General features: G+C 71.7%; 16 protein-coding genes. 7 read left to right on the plus strand and 9 right to left on the minus strand.

Features of this window, described 5'->3' with window-relative positions; all coding sequences use genetic code 11:
• Window positions 1-276: 276 nt before the first annotated feature.
• Window positions 277-1,287, plus strand: a complete 1,011-nt coding sequence (locus tag FXF65_RS19800) for an AraC family transcriptional regulator (protein WP_246198947.1) — start codon at window positions 277-279, stop codon at window positions 1,285-1,287.
• Window positions 1,288-1,433: 146 nt separating this feature from the next.
• Entirely contained in the window at window positions 1,434-2,456 is a 1,023-nt protein-coding gene (locus FXF65_RS19805; protein WP_148351436.1) for a LysR family transcriptional regulator, read from the plus strand.
• On the opposite strand, the gene FXF65_RS19810 is transcribed toward FXF65_RS19805, so the two are convergent.
• On the minus strand, window positions 2,453-3,262 hold the full coding sequence (locus FXF65_RS19810) for a hypothetical protein (protein ID WP_148351437.1): 810 nt from the start codon (window positions 3,260-3,262) through the stop codon (window positions 2,453-2,455). The two genes, FXF65_RS19805 and FXF65_RS19810, sit on opposite strands and share 4 nt — an antisense overlap.
• A 1-nt stretch (window position 3,263) precedes the next feature.
• Window positions 3,264-3,836 (minus strand): papain-like cysteine protease family protein, encoded by a 573-nt coding sequence (locus FXF65_RS19815; protein ID WP_148351438.1) that lies wholly within the window; start codon window positions 3,834-3,836, stop codon window positions 3,264-3,266.
• 368 nt (window positions 3,837-4,204) lie between these two features.
• Between FXF65_RS19815 and FXF65_RS19820 the strand changes: the two genes are divergently transcribed.
• On the plus strand, window positions 4,205-4,780 hold the full coding sequence (locus tag FXF65_RS19820; RefSeq protein WP_148351439.1) for an antibiotic biosynthesis monooxygenase: 576 nt from the start codon (window positions 4,205-4,207) through the stop codon (window positions 4,778-4,780).
• Here the strand turns inward: FXF65_RS19820 and FXF65_RS19825 are convergent, their stop codons facing one another.
• Genes FXF65_RS19825 through FXF65_RS19835 form a run of 3 tightly spaced genes read right to left on the minus strand, consistent with a single transcriptional unit; the run spans window position 4,781 to window position 8,299 of the window.
• Window positions 4,781-6,589 (minus strand): choline/carnitine O-acyltransferase, encoded by a 1,809-nt coding sequence (locus FXF65_RS19825; RefSeq protein ID WP_148351440.1) that lies wholly within the window; start codon window positions 6,587-6,589, stop codon window positions 4,781-4,783. It abuts the gene before it with no gap.
• A complete protein-coding gene (locus FXF65_RS19830; protein ID WP_148351441.1) occupies window positions 6,586-7,443 on the minus strand; it encodes a class I SAM-dependent methyltransferase in 858 nt (285 codons plus the stop codon). Before FXF65_RS19830 ends, FXF65_RS19825 begins: the two co-directional genes overlap by 4 nt.
• A 10-nt stretch (window positions 7,444-7,453) precedes the next feature.
• Complete coding sequence (locus tag FXF65_RS19835; RefSeq protein WP_148351442.1) at window positions 7,454-8,299, minus strand: HalD/BesD family halogenase; 846 nt, start codon at window positions 8,297-8,299, stop codon at window positions 7,454-7,456.
• 212 nt (window positions 8,300-8,511) lie between these two features.
• On the opposite strand from FXF65_RS19835, the gene FXF65_RS19840 reads away from it, so the two are divergent.
• Window positions 8,512-10,299 carry a serine/threonine-protein kinase gene (locus FXF65_RS19840; protein ID WP_148351443.1) on the plus strand — a complete coding sequence of 596 codons (1,788 nt, stop codon included), beginning with the start codon at window positions 8,512-8,514 and terminating at the stop codon, window positions 10,297-10,299.
• Between the two features lie 112 nt (window positions 10,300-10,411).
• Window positions 10,412-11,626, plus strand: a complete 1,215-nt coding sequence (locus tag FXF65_RS19845; RefSeq protein WP_148351444.1) for a PP2C family protein-serine/threonine phosphatase — start codon at window positions 10,412-10,414, stop codon at window positions 11,624-11,626.
• Between the two features lie 3 nt (window positions 11,627-11,629).
• Here the strand turns inward: FXF65_RS19845 and FXF65_RS19850 are convergent, their stop codons facing one another.
• From FXF65_RS19850 to FXF65_RS19860, 3 genes are all read right to left on the minus strand, one after another.
• Window positions 11,630-12,964, minus strand: a complete 1,335-nt coding sequence (locus FXF65_RS19850) for a hypothetical protein (protein ID WP_246198948.1) — start codon at window positions 12,962-12,964, stop codon at window positions 11,630-11,632.
• The gene (locus FXF65_RS19855; RefSeq protein WP_148351445.1) at window positions 12,964-13,233 is read right to left on the minus strand and encodes a hypothetical protein; all 270 of its coding nucleotides are present in this window, start codon (window positions 13,231-13,233) and stop codon (window positions 12,964-12,966) included. Before FXF65_RS19855 ends, FXF65_RS19850 begins: the two co-directional genes overlap by 1 nt.
• A 123-nt stretch (window positions 13,234-13,356) precedes the next feature.
• On the minus strand, window positions 13,357-13,647 hold the full coding sequence (locus FXF65_RS19860) for a hypothetical protein (protein ID WP_067901808.1): 291 nt from the start codon (window positions 13,645-13,647) through the stop codon (window positions 13,357-13,359).
• A gap of 230 nt (window positions 13,648-13,877) precedes the next feature.
• Between FXF65_RS19860 and FXF65_RS19865 the strand changes: the two genes are divergently transcribed.
• A complete protein-coding gene (locus tag FXF65_RS19865; RefSeq protein WP_148351446.1) occupies window positions 13,878-14,414 on the plus strand; it encodes a ferritin-like domain-containing protein in 537 nt (178 codons plus the stop codon).
• Window positions 14,415-14,522: 108 nt separating this feature from the next.
• Complete coding sequence (locus tag FXF65_RS19870) at window positions 14,523-15,491, plus strand: TIGR03557 family F420-dependent LLM class oxidoreductase (RefSeq protein WP_148351447.1); 969 nt, start codon at window positions 14,523-14,525, stop codon at window positions 15,489-15,491.
• Window positions 15,492-15,558: 67 nt separating this feature from the next.
• Here the strand turns inward: FXF65_RS19870 and FXF65_RS19875 are convergent, their stop codons facing one another.
• Entirely contained in the window at window positions 15,559-16,815 is a 1,257-nt protein-coding gene (locus tag FXF65_RS19875; protein ID WP_148351448.1) for a M14 family metallopeptidase, read from the minus strand.
• Window positions 16,816-16,837: the final 22 nt, after the last annotated feature.

Consider the following 16,837-nt stretch of genomic DNA (forward strand, 5'->3'; position numbering starts at 1 on the left):
GGGCCGTCACGGACCGCCTCTCGGCCGGGGGGTGGGTTCCGGGCGCATGCGAACGCCGCGGTTTCGGCACCGTAGGACGGGTGCGCCGCCGGGCGCTTGCCCCCGGGCGCAAGGATTTTGCGGCACCGCGCATCGGGTGATCACGCACCGTCTGAATCGCCTCACTTTCCGCTGGAAACGCCTGTTCGGACGGCCTGAATCGGATACGCTCACCTGCGCTGATCACCGTCCGCGCGGCCGGGGTCGGCCATGGGTGCGACGGCGGACAATTCGGGCGTGCACCACGGAACGGGACGCATCGGCGAAGGGCCTGCGGTGGACGACATCCTCGGCGGGCCCGCCCGTGCCGACCGCGCCGCCTACCGGCTCGCCCTGTACCGCTCGGACCGGGCGGGCAGGATCCACGTGGGCAACGTCTATCCGAGTGCCGCCCAGGCCGACGCCGTGTACACCGGCGAAGTCCGCGAACGCGATCCCGACCGCGACGATCCCGACCGCGACGATCCCGACCACGACGATCCCGACCACGACGAGGACGTCTACCGGTTCCTGCTGCCGCTGCACGGCGAGCTGGTGGTCGTGCTGGGCGACGGCGGCGAGGCCCCGCTGCGCCCGGGCACGGGCGGCCTCGTGCCGCCCGCCGCGTCGCTGCGCGCCGGACGGCACCCGTCCGCCCGCGTCCTCGCGCTGACGATCCCCGCGCGCGAGGTGGACGGCAGGCTCCCGCCGGAGTCGCCGTTCGCCGCCGGCCCGTCGGCCGGGCTCGACCTGTCCGCCGGGCTCGGCCGGGTCGTCGCCGACATGGTCCGGGCGGTCGGGGAGGAGCGCGACTCGCTCACCGAGCGGCAGTTCGAGGCCGCCTGCGACCGGATCACCGAGCTGCTGTGCATCGTCGTCGCGGGCCAGCGGGCGGGCGGCGACCGGCCGCCCGCGCCCGGCCACCTCGCCGAGGTGGAGGCGGTGGTGCGGCGCTACGTCCGCGAGCACGTCACCGACCCGGCGCTGACCGGGGCGCGGGTGGCGCAGGCCCTCGGCTGGTCGCTGCGGCAGGTCCAGCTCGCGCTGCAGCGGGCCGGGACGACGCCGCGCGAGCTGATCCGCGAGGAGCGGCTCCGGCTCGTCCGGGACAGGCTGCGCAGCCCGCTCGACCGGCACGTCACGATCACCGACCTGGCGCACGCGACGGGGTTCTCCTCGGCCAGCGCGCTCAGCCACGCGTTCCGCAGGCGGTTCGGGGTCAGCCCCCGTGAGCTGCGGCAACAGGGACGCGCGCAGACCGCGCGGTGACGTCGGACCGGGTTTGGCAGGCGTTGTCTGGCACGCATTTCCAGGCTGCGCGGACCAATCTGGGGTTAATATTCGACTGAAATCAGCAAACGGGGCGAAAGACGGTCAGGAGCGCGCTCGTGGACCTCGGCCCCCACCATCTCCGGATGATCGAGGCTATCGCCGCGACCGGCAGCATCAGCAAGGCCGCGGCCCGGCTCGGCCTGACCCAGCCCGCGGTGAGCACCATGCTCCGCCGGGTGGAGAGCCACCTCGGCGTTCAGTTGTTCGTCCGGTCCCCGGAGGGCGTCACGCCGACGCCGGTCGGGGCGGAGGTCGCCACCCGCGCGCGGGCCGCGCTCGCGAGCATCGACGACCTCAACGCCGCCCTCGCGCACCGGATCAGCGACCCGTCGGCGATGCCGCTGCTGCGGGTCGGCGTGCAGGTGTGCCCGGTGCTGACCGGGCTGGGCGAGCACCTCGGCGGGCTGTCCCCGGCGTCCCGGCTGCACCTGCGGGTCGACCAGGGCGGCGGGCGCATCCCCGCGCTGCTCACCTCCGGCGCGCTCGACATCGGGTTGTTCCAAGAGCCGTTCGAGCACGTCCCGCGGCCGCTGGGCGCACTCGAACGGCTCGTCCTGGTGGAGCGGGAACCGATCCTCGCCGGGATGTCGTCCGACAGCCCGCTCGCCGCCCGCGACACCGTCGAGCTGGCGGAGCTCGCCGAGCTGGACTGGGTCGACGACCCGCTCGACGACGGCCCGTGGCCCGCGTACATCCGCGGGGTGTGCGCCGGCGCCGGGTTCCAGCCCCGGGTGCGGTACTGGGCGAGCGACTGGGGGATCTCCGCCTCCATCATCCGGTCCGGACGCGCCGTCGGGCTGTACCAGCCGACCGCGAGCCCCCGCGAGGGGATCGCGCTGCGCCGGATCGAGGGCGACCCGATCTCGCAGCGGATCGTGCTGGTCTGGCGCCCCGAGGCCGAGCAGGCCGCGGCCCGGCTGCGCGGCATCTTCAACGACGTGTACATGGACCTCGTCCGGGCTCAGCGGATCTACGGCGAATGGTGGGACGAGCATCCGGAGGCGCATCCGGCGTTACCCGTGCCCGCGTCCCCGGGGGCGGACTCCGCCCGGGAGGCGGGTTCCGGGAAGGGGGGCGGTTCCCGGAACCCGCTCGGAGGCGGCTAGTAGCTGCCCGGGGTACGGCGTCGTCGCGCCATGACGACGCCAGCCGCGGTCACCAGCCCGCCCGCGCCGAGCGCGAGCAGGACGGGCGCCGGGCCCCTGTCCGGCGCCCGATCGCTGACGCCGGTGGTGGGCGAGAAGCCGCCGAGCTTCCCGGAGCGCTGGTACGCGGAGCCAGGGAGCTTGTCCGCGTAGCGACCGTGCACGAGCTTCTGGTACGACCCGACCGTCACGCCCTGCTTGACGGACGTCTTGGCCGTGTCGTTCAGAGCCGTGACGCGGCCGTCCTTGAGCCGGTACCAGGCGTGGATCTGCGGCTCGGTGAACACCTGGCCGCCGGCCGCCTTGGCCGGGTAGACGGCCTCCTCGGTCCCGGAGATCACGTTCATGATCGTCCACTCGGCGCCGGTCTTGGTGAGCCACACCGTCGCGTGCTGCCCGGTCGCCGACTTCGCGCCGACCGCCATGTAGGCGAACTGCGCGACGGGAGCGTTCGGCGTCCCCTTCACGAACTCGGGGTTGAGCGAGTACACGGGGTGGACGGCGCCCTCAAGCTTCGGCGCCTTCGCGGCGATCGCCGCCTGCGGGACGGCCTGGTTGGTGACCTGGCCGCGGTTGTGCTGGTCGAGGTGGACGAAGAACTGCCCGATCCGCTGCTGGGCGGTGGCCGACGAGGCGACCTTCGCCGCGGCCGCCTCGTCCGAGGACGGTCCGGCCGCGAACGCGGCGTTGCCGCCCATCAGGACGGTGCCGCCGATCAGGGTCGCCGCGGTGAACTTTGCCACGTTGTCGAACTTGGCGTTCCGCATGTCACGCACCCACCTTCGAGAGGGCCTCGCCCCAGCGGAACTGCCCGTTGCTGACGTAGCTGCTGTGGCTCATCTCGCCGTACCTGGGGCTGGCCGGCCACGGGTCGCCGTAGGAGAGCGTCTGGCCGGTGTAGCCGTAGATCACCTGGGCGTGGCCGCCGCCGGCGGTCCAGTAGATGCCGGTCTCGATCGGGCGGTTGCCGTCGATCTCGGTGACCACGGCCTGGTAGGACAGCGGTCCGGTCACCTGGCCCGGGGAGAGCCCGAGCTTCTGGAACGCGGTCTGGTCCCACTGCAACTGGCCGGGCTGGTTCGGGCACTGGCCGCCCGCGGGGCGGTTCCTCGCGAGGTTGCAGAACTCGTTCTGGCTGACGTTGCCCTTGTTGTGGAACTTGGCGATGGTGAGCCCGCTTGCGGCCCAGCACCACTGGTTCTGCTGCTGGACCTCCTGCTGGATCTGGAGGACGCCTGCCGAGGCGACCCCGGACGACACCGCGAAGGTGGTCGCCGCTACGCCCGCGACACCGGCCGCGATCCGTAGGCGTGCCCGGGCGGGTCGGGTACGCGTTCTCATTCGCTTCCGCCTTTTCTCCCGGCTAACGCCGTGCGGCCTCTCGTCCGGGCACGGTGCGCGCGAAGGGCCTCCGTTTCGCCGGACGGGAGCATTGGCCGGCGGGAGGACGGATCGCACACCTCGCGGTATCCCTACCGGTGCCGGGGGAGTCTTCCGGGCGGGGAACCCCGGGCGAGAGGCCGTAGGAACACCATGACAGTCTCATTGGCGACAAACCGCCGGTAATGTCAGCAGGTCATAACGGCGGTATATATGACCCTGTTTCCGCAGGCCGGGCGGGTGCCGACGGCCCCCGGACCGGCCCCCGCGCGGGGTTGCGCGGCGTCCCGGCCCGCATGGAAACGGCGGATACGGTCACACTCCCGGACATGCCTGAACGCGACGGCGAGCCCGTCACGGCCGTGGTCACCTGGGACGTCAAGCCCGGCCGGGAGCACGACTTCGAGGAATGGGCCGAGGGCATGCACCAGATCGCCATGCGCCGTCCCGGCCACCGCGGCGCGACCTGGCTGCGCGCCGAGGGTTCGCGGAACCGCTACTACACCGTGGTGAACTTCGACGGCCAGGAGCACCTGGACGAATGGCTGGGATCGCGCGAGCGCGCCGACTGGCTCCGCCGCCTGCACGGGATCGCGGCCGAGCACCAGCCCGAGACGACCGGCCTGGAGACCTGGTTCAGCCTGCCGGGGGAGTCGGTGCCGCCGCCGTCCAAGGCCAAGATGATCGTCGTGACGTTCATCGCGGTGTATCCGATCAGCCTGCTGCTGAACGCGTTCGTCACCCCGCTGACCATGTCGTGGCCGGTGCCGCTGAAGGCGATGACGTTCCCGGTGATCCTCGTCCCGCTGCTGACCCTGCTCGTCATGCCGCTGCTGAGCCGGGCGTTCCGGCGGTGGCTGTACCCGCTCGGGCGGTCGCACCGCCCCGCGAAACCGGGCCGCTGATCAGACCAGCAGTTCGTGCAGCTCCCGGACGGCGTCGCGGAGCCGGTCGGCGAACGCGAACATCGCGTCCGCGACCGGGCGCGGGGTGCTCAGGTAGACGTTGAACCGGTCGGGGAGCAGGACGTACGCCACGCCGACGCACTGCTCGCTGGTCGAGCCGAACCCGAAGTACCGGATGTGCTCCGACGGCGCTGAGCTGGTGCTCAGGTAGTCGTCCCGCATGACGAGCCAGCCCGGCGACGCGAACAGCGGCGGCGGCTCGGTGACGCCGACCTCCGCGCCGCGCCGCCGCTGGATCAGCTGCAGCTCCCACAGGTGCTGCTCGGGCGCCTGCCCCGCCTGGCACTCGCGCGCCCGCCGGACGTGCGCGTCGGCGGCGGCGCGGAACGCGTCCCGGCGGATCTCGCGGCCCGCGGCGGGGTCGTCCATGACGTCGGCGAACCGTACCGCCTCGGGCGTGACGACCCGCATCGCCTCGGTGCGGCCGTGCCGGTGGTGGCGGGTCGCGATCGACTCGTAGGTCGCGCCGGTCAGGCCCTTCGCGCGCCGGTGGGCGAGCTGGTAGGCGAGCTGGACGAACGCGTCCGGCGACGTCCCGAGCCGCTTGATCTCGGCGGACCCGAACGTCGCGAACGACACGGTCGTCGTCGCGGTCGAGGCGCCGTAGGCGGCGAACGCGGCGGCGGCGTCGCGGATGTCGCGGCGGAGCGCGTCGTCGAGGGCGAACTCGATCGGCTCGATCACCGGGAGCCCCTGCGACCGCGCGCCCGACCGCCGGGACAGCATCAGCGGGGACGTGCCGAGCAGCGCGTCCACGAAGCTGAGGACGGTGGTGCCGTCCAGGCCGCAGTGCTCGACGTTGATCCCGGCCGTCCCGTCCGCGAAGACGACGAACGACACGGCCTTGTCGAACCAGCGGTTGCCGCTGTCGCCGTGCAGGAGGTGGTCGCAGGCGTCGAGGGTGTTGCGGGGGACGAAGTCCTCCAGGCAGACGCAGAACAGGGCCGTCTCGACCTCGTCCAGCGCCCGCGCGTTGCGCGGGTCGGCGGCGAGCAGCGCGGTGCGGCTCGCCGCCCAGTCGGCGCGGGCCTTGGTGGTGAGGTGCCCGGCGGACGGCTCCACCGCGGGCTCCGCCTTCATGATCGTCTCAAGGCCGGCGGTCAGCTCGTCCAGGGAGTGCGGGCGGCCGTCCGGACCGAGCACGTCCATCCGGATCAGGTTGCCGCGGAAGAACACGACGATGTGCCGGGCCTGCGACGGGCCGGGCCACGCGTCGGAGTACGGGCCGCGGACCGTGTCCTGCTCCGCGCCGGGGATGCGGGTCGTGGAGAACAGGAACTTGTTCTGCACCATCGACAGCGGGCGCCCGCGGTGCACCACCGGGGGGACGGCCTCGTCGTCCAGCCGCAGCTTGTAGTCGAGCGCCCCGGCGATCAGCCCGGCCGCGCGCTGCGCCTGGTCCTCGTCCGACTCCTTGAACAGGAAGAAGAAGTTCGCGTTCAGGGCGATGCGGTCGCGGCGGCCGAGGTAGCGGTACGGCCAGAACGTGTCGAGCCAGCTGTGCACGCCCTCGGACGCGTCGTAGCGTTCGAGCGCGGCGTGCAGCTTGCGGCCGGGGCCGTCCGGGCGGGCGAAGTCGGCGACCGCGGCCGCCGTCCGCGCCCGCTCGGCCGCGGTCAGCAGCGGCGCGCACCACTCGAGGAACCGCTCGCAGGTCGCGTCGAGCGTCGGCAGCGGCACGCGCGGCAGCGCCGCCTCGTTGCCGAAGGTGCGGGACGAGAGCTCATCGCTGGGGTTGCTGGCGTTCACTTCGATCCTCGTGTTTCCGGGCGGTCGCCGACCTGGGCGGGCCGGGGCGGGCAGGGCTGGGATGTGTAGAGCTGGGCGTAGAACCAGCCGTCGGTCTCCACGCCGGTCGGGTCGACGCCCGCGGCGCAGAGCCCGTCCAGGACGCGGGCCTGCTCCTGCGGCGTCGCGAACCGCCGCTGCCGGAACAGCCCCTCGTGGCGCACGGTCCGGTACCCCGCGGCGCCGAGGGTCTCCGCGATCGGCTCGAAGGGGAACATGCGCAGCACGAAGTGCGCCATCCACGGCCGGTTCCCGCCGGGCCCGCCGAGGATCCTGGAAATGGTCCGCTCGGTGACGTACCCGAGGCACCCGGTGGAGATGACCAGATCGACGCCGTCGAGCCGCGCGCGCTGCTCGTCGGTCGGTTCGCCGTTCTCCAGATCGGCGTGGACGGCGCCGTCCAGGAATCCGGCTTCGAGGGCATAGGAAAGGGCTTCCTCCGAGGCGTCCAGGCCGAGGAAACGCACGGGGTCCGTGCGGCCGCCGGAACGGACGAGCTCCCTGTCCCGAGTGAGTAGCGACTCGCGTGTTCGCTGATGCGCGTCCCGGTCGGCGTAGCGATGGTACAGCTCTTCCATGGTGGCCCCATATTTCACCAGGGCGGCGTTGACGCCGTAGGAGCAGCCGATGTCCAGAACGGTCGGGACCGGCGCCCCGCACGCCTCCCGGTATTCGCTGATCAGCCGCCGGAAGTGCGGTTTCGCCAGCTCCGGTATGGAGTAGTCGAGTTGGCGGAGAGTGCCGAAGTACGCCCGCGGATCGGGCCGCGTGTAGATGTGGTCGAACGAGATCTTGCCGGTTTCGCCGGTGCGCATCCGCCGTCCCCTAGTCGAGCAGCCGGTCGACCCGGACGGCGCGTCCCTCCGCCGCCAGGTGCTCGGGCAGGACGCGGCCGAAGAGCTGCCGCGTCCGCGCGACGCTGCCGACGACCCCCGGACGCTCGCTGTAGGCGAAGATCGCGGTGTGCCGCGCCGTCCTCCCGGCGACCCGGCCCACCCGGTGCAGCGAGTACCGTCCCTTGAATAATTGCAGGTCACCGGGCCGGAGCGTCAACCGCTGGACGAGGTCGCCGCCCCGTCCGGCGAGCACCCGGCCGACGTCGCCGAAGTTCTCCGCGTCCGCCGACCGGATGTTCGGGCAGTACTCGAAGCCGCCGCCCGCCTCCGCCTCCTGGACGAGCATGCTCACCGTGAACTCGTTGGTGTCGAAATGCCAGGGATGCTCCATGCCGGGTCTCACGACGTTCAGGCACAGGCCCGACAGCGGATCGGCCAGCTCGTACACGACGGACATTCCGAAACAGGCGGCCGTGAACCGGCGGAACAGCGGATTTGAATAAAGCCGGTGGATCGCGAAACCGGCCGGGATGCGGTCGCGCGGGACGAACGCGTTGCCCCGCTTCATGGTGACCCGTCCCGGATGGCCGTCCGGCAATGGCGTGGTCACGTCGATGTTGTAGGCGTTCACCGTTTCGACGTCGGCGTGGGCGTAGGGCGCGATCTTCGCGCATTCCGTCCGCAATGCGTCCAGCAATGCCGGACGAATGAAGTCGGGCAGCACGCAGCAGCCCGTTTCCGCCAGCTCCGCCCTGGCCCGCGAAATGACGGGGAGCCATCCGTCCGGCAGATAGCGGTCGGCGACCACCCGCCCGAAGTCCTCCGCTGCGTCCATGAACGTCCTTTCGGCTCGGCGCGCCGCATAACCGCGTTCTAGCACAATCCGGGCACTAGATCATGACCGCGGCGAGACGCTCCCGGGACGTCTCCGCGGCCGGGCGGCTCCGGCGGCGGGGTGGCGATCGCGGCGACTTTCCGCGAACCTTTCCTCACGCGGCGGCGTCACCGTCCAGTGGAAACATGATCTAGGAGTGCGGGGAGCGCGGGATGGACTGGCGGCTGACGGACTTCACCGAGGACCGCGAACTCGGACGCGGCGCGCAGGGCAGGGTCGTGCTCGCCCGGCACGCCGGGTCCGGGACGCCGGTCGCGATCAAGTACCTCGTCCAGGGCGATCCGGGCGCGCTCGCGGCGCTGCGCTCGGAGGCGCAGATGCTCGGCCGCCTGACCAGCCCGTACGTCGCGCGCCTCTACCAGTTCGTGGAGCGCGAGCAGGGCGCGGCGATCGTCATGGAGGCGATCAACGGCGCGTCGCTCAAGGAGGTCCTGCGCGAGCACGGGGCGCTCGCGCCGGAGGCGGCGCTGCTCGTGCTGAAGGGGTCGCTGCTCGGGCTCGCGGCGGCGCACGCCGTCGGCGTCGTGCACCGCGACTACAAGCCCGCGAACGTCGTCGTCCAGGCGGACGGGCTCAGCAAGCTGGTCGACTTCGGCGTCGCCGTCCTCGCCGGGCAGGGCTCGCTCGCCGGGACGCCCGTCTACATGGCGCCCGAGCAGTGGCGCGGCGAGCCCGCGACCCCCGCCACCGACGTGTACGCCGCCACCTGCGTGTTCGTCGAGTGCGTGAGCGGGCACCGGCCGTTCGCGGCGGGCGAGCGGGCCGCGCTCATGAACCAGCACCTCACCGCCCAAGTCGACGTGTCGGACGTCCCGGAACCGCTGCGCCCGCTCGTCCTGCGGGGCATGGCGAAGGAGCCGGCGGAGCGTCCGGCGGGCGCCGCGTCGTTCGTCGGCATGCTGGAGTCGGCCGCGGTCGCCGCGTACGGGAGCGACTGGGAGCAGCGGGGCGTCCGCGCGCTCGCCGCCGCCGCGGTCGCGCTGGCCGCGCTGTTCCCGCTCGGCGCGCTCACCGTCGCCCCCGCCTCCGGCGCCGCGGGCGCGGCGGGCGCGGCCGGGGCCGCCGGGTCGGGCGCGGCCGGATCGGGCGGCGGCGCGGGCGCCGCCGGAGCGGCCGCCGGAAAGGGCATCCTCGCCACGGCGGCGGGCAAGGGCGCCGTCGCCGCCGCGGGCGCGGCCGTGGTCGCCGCGACGGCGGGCGGCACCGTCTACGCCACCCAGGACCACAAGGAGCCGCCGCCCCCGCCCGTCGCGGTCGTCGCCCTTGCCGCCCAGAACGAGACCCTCCGCAACCCGGAGATCGTGGTGCAGAACGTGCAGTACCCCAAGGTCAGCGGCCTGCGGAACCCGGCGCTCGAACGGCGGATCAACGCCGAGCTGCGCGGCCCGCTGGACCGCCTCATCGCGATGTCGCGGGCCCTCGACCGCGATTTCGGCTGCCACGGCAAGCCTGTGAAGATCGGCACGAGGACGCGGCTCGGGCTGCGCGGGCCCCGGCTCGTGTCCGTCCGGTACTTCCAGATCACCGACAACTGCCAGCAGGCGGACGGGTCGCCCGGCGGCGAGGTCGTCACCGTCGACCTGCGCACCGGCCGCAGGCTCACCGCCGCCGACGTGTTCCGTCCCGACGCGCTCACGGACGCGGGCGCCGCCCGGCTCCGGTCGATCGTCGCCCAGCATCCCGTCGGCAACGAGCGCCGCTGGACCGACTGCACGCCGGACGGCAGGTTCAAGCGGTCCTACTTCTTCCCGGGCAGGCCCATCGGGCCCGGTCAGACGAGCTCGCCGCCGAACCTGAGCCCGTTCTTCACGCCCGCCGAGTTCCAGCTCTCCTACCTCGCGGGCGGCAGCGACGGCTGCGGCGACCTGAACTTCGGCGCGTCGTACGCGAGCGTCCGCGCGATGCTCAAACCGGAGATCGTCGCGATGCTGCCCACGTAGGCCGCCGAGAGTCCCGGCTGGTCCCGTCACATTGGACGGGGCCGGGCTGGGTACACCGTCCCGGAACGGAAACGGCAGATCACGTCGAGGAGACGGCCCGGGACGGCGACCGATGCTGAGAGAACTGGTGGCGGCGAGCCACCTGATGTCGATGGAGCAGTTGCCGGACGCGGTGGCCTTCCACGCCGCGGACGCGGGCCTGCACGGCACGCTGATCTACATCGTCGACCTCCAGCAGACGGTGCTGCGCCTGCTCACCGGCGTGGGCCCGGACGCCGGGCGCGAGCCGGGCCCGGAGACCCCGGAGTTCAAGGTCGAGGGGACGCTCGCGGGCCGCGCGTTCCAGACCGTCCGGCCGGTGACCGGCCAGGCGTTCGACGACGGGACGTGCCAGTACTGGCTGCCGATCCTCGACGGGGCCGAGCGGATCGGCGTGCTCAGGGTCACCATCCCCGCCGACGACGACCGGGCGAAGGACGACGCCGAGTACCTCGCCGGCCTGGTCGCGCTGATGATCGTCAGCAAGGGCCCGTACAGCGACTCGCTCTCCCGGCTCGTGCGCACCCGGGAGATGACGGTGTCCGCCGAGATGCAGTGGCGGCTGCTGCCGCCGCTCACCTTCGCCAACGACCAGGTGGTCATCGGCGCCGCCCTGGAGCCCGCGTACAAGCTCGGCGGCGACACCTTCGACTACGCGCTCGCCGGGAACACGGCCCATCTCGCGATCTTCGACGCGATGGGGCACGACACCACGGCGGGGCTGACGTCCAACCTCGCGATCGCGGCCTGCCGCAACAGCCGCCTCCACGGCGCGGGCCTCGTCGAGACCGGGCAGGCGATCGAGGCGGTCCTCGCCGAGCAGGACGGGCACGGCCGCTTCGTCACCGCCGTGCTGGCCGAGCTCGACCTGCGGTCGGGCTTCTTCTCCTGGATCTCGCACGGCCATCCGCCGCCCGTGGTCGTCCGCGACGGCCGCTGGGTGACGACCCTGGAGTGCCGGCCGGGCGCGCCGCTCGGGACCGAGCTGGGCGACACCCCAGAGCTGTGCAGCGAGCAGCTCGAACCCGGCGACCGCGTCATCCTCTACAGCGACGGGATCGTGGAGGCCCGCGACCCGCACAAGAAGGAGTTCGGGCTCGACCGGTTCGTCGACTTCATCATCAAGCGGGAGGCGGACGGGCTGCCCGTCCCGGAGACGCTGCGCCGCCTCATCCACAGCATCCTCCAGCACCACTCCGGGCGCCTGGACGACGACGCGACCGTCCTGCTCGTCGAGTGGCACGGGCCGTTCGGGGACGGCACGCGGGACCGGCTGCAGCAGACCTGACAGTCACGCCTGCGGCTGCGGGCCCCGCACGTACCGGACGGCCCACCGGCCCAGCCCGCGGGCGATCCCGAACAGGATCAGCGCGACACCGGCCAGCGGCAGGACCAGCAGGACGATCTGCAGCCCCGACGTGATCAGTTCGAGCGCGCCCGCGCCCGCCGACGCCTCCGCCGCGAGCCGCCGGATCATCCACCAGTCCTTCTGGGCGAGCGCGGGGATCTGGCTGATGATGAGGCCGAGCTGCAGCAGCAGCACCGGGATGATCGTCAGCACCCACACCGTCACGAAGATCTGCGGCCAGCGCTTGAGGTCGTCCAGCCGGGCGTCGGCGGGGCGGCGCAGCAGCGTCCGGCGCAGGATCGGCCCGATGTACTTGAACAGGTCGGGGATGCCGATCAGGTCGGACATGATGTAGTACCCGTCGAACCGCAGCGTCGGCAGCAGCTGCTGGATCATCTCCAGGTTGACGTACAGGACGGCGACGAGCAGCGGCTCGAACCCCGTCTGCAGGTAGGCGAGCGTCAGCCCGAGGACGAAGATCGCGTTGAAGTAGACGCCCGCGAGGTCGGTGCGCAGCCGCCCGCCGCGGCCGAGCCGGTACGACTCGGTGATGTCGGTGTAGAACGCGGGCCAGACCAGGTAGATGCCGCAGCCCATGACGCCGGGCCGCACGCCCCCGTACCGGCAGGCCGTCGCGTGCCCGACCTCGTGGAACGCGCAGGACGCGACGCCGAGCCCCATGACCAGCAGGATGCTGACCGGGTTCATGATCGCCGTGGTGATCGCGTCCACCATGGAGCGGGTGGTGAGCAGCCAGGTCTCGGCGGCGCCGAACGCGGCGAGCATCGCGATGAGCACGACCGGCCGGAACAGCCAGCCGAACAGCCCGCCGACGAACCAGGTGAACGACTCGGGGAGGACGGCGACCCGGAACTTCAGTCCGAGGAACGGGTCTGCCTTCACGGACTGGGCGGGGGTGCCGTCGCTGTAGGTGGTGACGCCGAGCGGGGCGAGCTTGCGGTCGGCCAGGTAGACGACCTGCTCGCCGGTGAGCCGCGCGCCCGCCTCTTCGCTGACCGCGGCGGCGACGCGGTCGAGGGCCGCGGCGGCGTCGCCGCCCGCGAGGTCGCGGTGCTCGTGCAGCGCCTTCGCGACGAGGAACAGCAGCGGCGGCAGCCGGACGAGCTGCCCGTTCGGCAGCCGGACGAGCTCGGGCGGCTCCCGGTAGCCGGAGTTCTTGAACTCCCCGACCAGTTCGGCGCCGTCGACGAGGGCGGGCAGCGTGAGGGCGGCGGGCGGCTCGGCGCCGTCCACGGCCGGAGTCGCCGGGGTGCCCATCAGCCGTGCTGCTGGACGACGGTGCCCGGGACGCAGGTCAGCGACGAGTAGGGGGCCTGGGCGAACAGGCCCGTCCCGAGGAGGCCGTTGTTGCCGGGGGAGTTGGTCGCCTGGCAGGCGTAGACGATCGTGGTGTCGCCGCCCCCGCCCCCGGCCGCGCCGCCGCCGAGCGGCGCCAGGGCGGACAGCAGGAGCCGTCCGGGCAGGACCTCGGCACGGAGGCCGTCGAGGTCGGCGAAGGTGAGCGTGCGAGGGTGCGTGTGGCTCATCGGATCGCTTTCGCGTCGTGGGACAGGTCGTGGGACGAAGGGCCGTGAAAGGGGGGAAGGGCCGACGGGAGAACGCCGGCCCTTCCCATACGGGCCAGGGGCCCGCTTTCATGCGTCGCCGGATCAGTGACCCGAGACCACCGAGCTGCTCGCGCAGGTGAACGAGGAGGTCGGGTTGTTGGAGCTGAGCCCCAGCGCGCCGATGAGCCCGCCCTGCGGGTTGTTGTTGATGGCCTGGCAGTTCGGCACGACCGCGGTGGTGCCGCCGCCGTGGCCGCCGCCCCCGTGGTTGAAGTTGAGGTTGCTGTTGTCGTTGTCGCTGCCGCCACCGACGAGAAGGGTGGACAGCACGGCGCGCTCCGGCAGGACCTCGCCGGCCAGCTTGTCCAGCTCGGTGTAGCTGAAGGACTTCATGTGGTTCCTTTTCTCGTTGTCACGCCCGGTTCTCAAGGTGATACCGGATGTCTCTTCTCCCGCCTCGGGTCGAGGCGAGATAGCTCTACGTATAGCAGATGTGACTCACGGTGGCCAACACGGGGGGTGACGGCGATTCCGCGATCTCGGCGCTCGCGCATGCCGCGCCCTTGCTGGGTAGTACCGGGTCGTCCGAGCGAAGATCGATGGGCTGACCAGGGGGATCGGAAATGGCCGACAGGACTTTCAGCATCGACGTGGCGGCGATCCGGGACAGGGCCCGGCGGAAGATGGCCGACGGCCCCGTGACGGAGGGCTACCGGCGCAGCACCGAGGAGGTCATCGGCGTGCTGAACGACGTGCTAGCCACCGAGATCGTCTGCTGGATGCGCTACTCCCGGCACGCGATCAGCGCCAGCGGGATCGACCGCGCGCAGGTCGCGGCGGAGTTCAACGAGCACGCCGACGAGGAGCGCGACCACGCGATGCGCGCGGCGGAGCGGATCAACCAGCTCGGCGGCGAGCCGGACTTCGACCCCGACACGATCACGACGCGGTCCCACACGACCTACGACACGTTCGACGACTCCGACCTGAAGGGGATGCTGCAGGACAACCTCGTCGCGGAGCGCATCGTCATCGAGTCCTACCAGGAGATAATCCGCTGGCTCGGGGACGGCGACGTGACCACTCGGCGGCTGATGGAGCACATCCTCGAAGAGGAGGAAGAGCACGCCGACGACCTCATCGACCTCCTCGGATATTGACGAATCCCGGGCATTGAGAAGACGCTCGCCCGGGACGAGATTTACCGAGACTTGACGAGTCGGCCGGGCGCCGACGATTCACCTCGTCCGGACGGGTATCGAGCCCGGATGGAATTCGGATACACGCTGCTCTGCGAGCAGACGCCGCCCAAGCAGCTCGTCACCGACCTGGTCGAGGCGGAGGAGGCCGGGTTCGACTATTCGGTCATCTCCGACCACTACTTCCCGTGGCTGGAGGACCAGGGCCACTCGGCCTACGCCTGGTCGGTGCTCGGCGCGCTCGCCCAGGCCACCCACCGCATCCCGCTGATGACGTTCGTGACCTGCCCGATCATGCGCTACCACCCGGCGGTGGTGGCGCAGAAGGCCGCCACGATGGGCGTCCTGTCGGACGGCAGGTTCACGCTCGGGCTCGGCGCGGGCGAGAACCTGAACGAGCACGTCGTCGGGCGCGGCTGGCCGTCGGTGGACGTCCGGCACGAGATGTTCGAGGAGGCCGTCGAGATCATCCGGGCGCTCCTCGGCGGCGGCTACCTCAACTACCGCGGCCGGCACTTCAACGTCGACTCGGCGAAGGTCTACGACCTGCCGGACCAGCCGGTCAGGATCGGGATGGCCGCGTTCGGCCGGCGTGCCGGACGGCTCGCCGCCCGGCACGCCGACCTGCTGATCTCCGACCAGCCGATCGGCGGCGTCGTCGACCTGTTCCACAAGGAGGGCGGCGCGGGGAAGCCCGTCTACGGGCAGATCCCGGTCGCGTTCGGGAGCGACGTCGAGGAGTGCAGGCGGCGGGCGCACCGCATCTGGCGCTTCTCGGTGCCCGCCTGGAAGGTCATGGCCGAACTTCCCGGGCCGGGGAACTTCGAGGCGGCGTCCAGGACCGTCCGTCCGGAGGACGTCGCCGAGTCCGTCCCGTGCGGGGACGACGTGGACGACTACGTCCAGGCCGTGCAGCAGTGGGTGGACGCGGGCTTCACCCACATCGCCTTCTGCCAGTCCGGCCCGGACCACCAGAAGGACTTCCGCACCTGGGCGGAGGCGGACCTCCTGCCCGTCCTGCGCGAGCGCTTCGGATGAGCCGCCGGAGGAGCGGGACGCGGTCCAGCACGGACGACCTGCGCCCCGCTCCGGCTCCGGCGCCGGGTCAGCCGGTGCAGTACTGGCTCTCCTTGCCGATCGCCCGGTAGGGGCAGTCGGCGTAGTCGGTCAGCCGCAGCAGCGCCTCGCGGCTGCGCTGCACCTGCCCGTCGATCGCGGACGGCGGCGGGTAGAAGTCGCCCCCGCCCAGCTCGAACGTGAACGACACGATGTGCTGGTCGCCCCACGTCCAGTCGTCGGACGTGCCGTCGGTGATGTAGAGGTCGCTGTCCTGCTCCGGGGTGAATCCGTTCGTCGCGGCGAGTTCGCGGCCGATGGTGCGGTGGACCGCCTCCTCGTCCGCGGACATGCTCCCCGGGACGGTGTCGCTCATCGTGTACCCGAACGGCCAGAGCACCAGTTCGGCGACCGAGTGGATGTCCAGGAAGACCTTGATCTGCTGCTTGCCGCCGACGACCCGGCTCCGCACGAAGTTCTCGATGACCTTCACCTCGGGCGCGGACTCGGCGCTCGTGCCCCGGTACGTCTCGCTCGCGCCGTTGCTGGACGACCCGCCGCAGCATCCCCACTTGTAGTTGAAGTTGCGGTTCAGGTCGGTGCCGACCGAGGTGGGGTTCGGCTGCCGGTTCTTGCGCCACATCCGTCCGGGCTGGGTGTCGCTGGTCATGTCGTAGACCTGGCCGTCCGGGTTGACCATCGGCATGAGGTAGATCTCGTTCTCGTTCACCAGGTTCGTGATCCGGCTGTTCGTCCCGTAGCCGTTGGTGAGCTGCCCGAGATAGTCGAGCGCCTGCTCGGCGGTGAGCCGTTCGCGCGCGTGGATGTTGGCGATGACGAGCATTTCCGGCTCGTTCTCGTCCGTGGCGACATTGTCGCTGATCTTCACGCCGACGATGTCGCGTCCCTCATAGGACTTGCCCGCGACGAACTTGCTGGCGATCTGCGGGTGGGCGGCCACCACCGAATCGACTTCCTGCCGCATTTCCGCGTACGTGTGGTACGACGTCGCCGACTTCAACGGCCCGACGGCCCGGGGCGGCGCCGCCGTCACCGCGAATCCGAGCTTCCTTATCGCCCGAACCTCGGACGGAAGCGCGCTGACCCGCAGTTCCCCGCCTTGCACACGGTCGATCGCCGCTCCAGTCCCGGCGACCTGATTGCGCTGCTGAACGGTCCGCACCCCGCGCACCACGTACTCGCCCGATGTCTCGGGCCCCGACGCGGACGAGGGAACGGCGACCCCGGCCAGTACCAGGGCCAGCGCCGCGACGACGGCGAAAAGGAAATGCGGTCTGCGGGACATGACGGTCTACCTGCCATTGGCT

Source organism: Actinomadura syzygii (assembly GCF_008085905.1).
GTDB classification, from domain to species: Bacteria; Actinomycetota; Actinomycetes; order Streptosporangiales; family Streptosporangiaceae; genus Spirillospora; species Spirillospora syzygii.